Annotated in this window: 2 protein-coding genes; both read left to right on the plus strand. The window is 69.7% G+C overall.

Going from position 1 to position 2028, the window contains the following annotated elements; genetic code table 11:
• On the plus strand, positions 1–1198 hold a 1198-nt coding region (locus tag AC1DQF_RS21510; protein ID WP_477527260.1), incomplete at its 5' end, for a catalase.
• A gap of 90 nt (positions 1199–1288) precedes the next feature.
• Positions 1289–2028, plus strand: a 740-nt coding sequence (locus AC1DQF_RS21515) for an alpha/beta hydrolase (protein WP_477527261.1), incomplete at its 3' end; no start/stop codon positions are given.

The raw sequence follows: 2028 nt of genomic DNA on the forward strand, positions 1-2028 counted from the left end.
GTTCTACACGAGCGAGGGCAACTACGACCTCGTCGGCAACAACACGCCCGTCTTCTTCATCCGCGACACGATGAAGTTCCCGCACTTCATCCGCTCGCAGAAGCGTCGCGGCGGCAACGGCCTGCGCGACAACAACATGCAGTGGGACTTCTGGTCGCTCAATCCCGAGTCGGCCCACCAGGTCACCTACCTCATGGGCGATCGCGGCATCCCGAAGTCCTACCGCCACATGAACGGCTACGGCTCGCACACCTACCTGTGGATCAACGCCGCGGGCAAGAAGCACTGGGTGAAGTACCACTTCCACAGCAACCAGGGTGTCGAGGGCCTCGCCGACGCCGACGCCACGCGCATCGCCGGCGAGGACGCCGACTTCCACCGTCGCGACCTCTACGACTCCATCGCGGCGGGCGACCACCCGTCGTGGACCCTCTCGATCCAGGCGATGCCCTACGAGGACGCGAAGACCTACCGGTTCAACCCGTTCGACCTGACGAAGGTGTGGCCGCACAGCGACTACCCGCTCATCGAGGTCGGCACGATGACCCTCGACCGCAACCCGGAGAACTTCTTCGCCGAGATCGAGCAGGCGGCCTTCGAGCCGTCTGCCACCGTCCCCGGCATCGGCTTCTCCCCCGACAAGATGCTGCTCGGTCGGGCCTTCGCCTACTCCGACACCCACCGCTACCGCATCGGCCCCAACTACCTGCAGCTGCCGGTCAACCGTCCCCGGGTGGAGATCAACACCTACACCCAGGACGGGCCGATGRCCTTCGAGCACCGCGCCGACGACCCGGTCTACGCGCCCAACTCGTTCGGTCGCGGCTACGCCGACGAGGTCGGCGAGGTCAGCGACGGCTGGGAGTCCGACGGCGCGATGGTGCGCCAGGCCTACTCGCTGCGCAGCGACGACGACGACTTCGGCCAGGCCGGCACCCTCGTCCGCGAGGTGTGGGACGACGAAATCCGCGCCAACTTCGTCAAGACAGTCGCCGGGCACCTGCTCGGCGGGGTCGAGGGCGACGTCCTCGAGCGCGCCTTCGCCTACTGGAAGGCTGTCGACGCCGACTGCGGCAAGCAGATCGAGGAGCTCGTGCGGGCCGGAGGACCCAACCACAACCCCGGCGGCCAGCCGGACGACGCCCAGGCCGACGCGTCGGACCCCGTCGTGGAGAGCGACACCCACGCCGCGCGCTGACCGGCGTACGCACAGCACCGAGGGGCCCGGACACCGTCCGGGCCCCTCGCGCCGTCCACGACCCCACGGTCTCCCGATATCGTGCGCGCCATGGCGACTGACGCGACGTACGACGTGCTCGGCGCCCCGTACACCGTGGAGACCCTCGACCTGGGCGAGGACGCGGAGGGGCCGGTCCACGCGACCCTGGTCCACCGGCCGGCCGACGAGCCGACCGACCGCGCCGTCCTGCACGTCCACGGCTTCGCCGACTACTTCTTCCACACCGAGTACGCCGAGTGGTGGAACGCCCGGGGCTACGACTTCTACGCCCTCGACCTGCGCAAGTACGGCCGCTCGATGCGTGCGCACCAGACCCCCAACTACGTCGAGGACCTGCGCGAGTACTTCCCCGACCTCGACGCTGCCTGGGAACGCGTCGCGAGCGGGCACACCACGGTCGTGGCCACCGCCCACTCCACCGGAGGCCTGACCCTGCCGCTGTGGCTGCACGCCCGCCGACCGGCCGCCCTGGGCGGGGTGTTCCTCAACTCGCCGTGGTTCGACCTCCAGGGATCTGCCTGGCTGCGCACCCCGGCCGCCCGGATCGCGATCGACCGGATGGGCGCGCGCCAGCCCCGGCGACTCATCCCCCGCAAGGTCAGCGGCGTCTACACCCAGTCCCTGCACCGCGACCACCACGGCGAGTTCGACTTCAACCTCGACTGGAAGCCCGTCGAGTCCTACCCCGTGTACGTCGGGTGGCTGCGCGCCGTGCGCCGCGGCCACGCCGAGCTGCACCGTGGCCTCGACGTGCCGGCACCGTGCCTCGTGCTGTCGTCGGCCACCTC

It is taken from the genome of Nocardioides sp. P4_G4 (assembly GCF_056401085.1).